Source organism: Neisseria sp. P0022.S009 (assembly GCF_051956675.1).
GTDB lineage: Bacteria > Pseudomonadota > Gammaproteobacteria > Burkholderiales > Neisseriaceae > Neisseria.
This window is the reverse complement of sequence record NZ_JBQCXE010000071.1, coordinates 1-443: the sequence shown is the minus strand read 5'-3', so window position 1 is coordinate 443 and position 443 is coordinate 1. Positions and strand designations below refer to the sequence as shown.

Sequence of the window (443 nt, the reverse complement as noted above, 5' to 3'; positions counted from 1 at the left end):
CTGTGTAGCAGTTGCGGCGCTCGGAAATTTGGGTTGCCAAGTCGGCAGACTCACGGCGCATTCTTAAGAGTTCGACTTCGGAAACCACGCCTTCAGCAACCATGGGGGCGGTAATGGCGATTTCGAGGTCAAGCGCAGCCTTGTTTTGGGAGATGCCGCTGACGGCGTCGGTCATGGCTTGACGGCGTGCGTTGTGGGCGGCGATTTCGCGACGGCGAAGCTCGGGACCCACGCTGGCAGGGAAGGAGAGCTTGGTGCCGTAGGCTTCGGCTTTCAAGCGGGCAACAGTTGCTTCGAGGTTTTCGACTCTGGCTTCGCTTTCACGCAAAACAGCAGAGCTGCGCGTGTCGTCGAGTTTCATCAGAATCTGAGCTTTCTCGACCGTATCGCCTTCTTTAACCATGATTTCGGTTACGATGCCGGGGTCGAGGCTTTGGATTACT

Annotated in this window: 1 pseudogene; it reads right to left on the bottom strand. The window is 57.1% G+C overall.

The features are described from left to right. Positions 1-443, bottom strand: a pseudogene (locus ACTHUG_RS11490) (hemolysin secretion protein D); the annotation flags it as partial.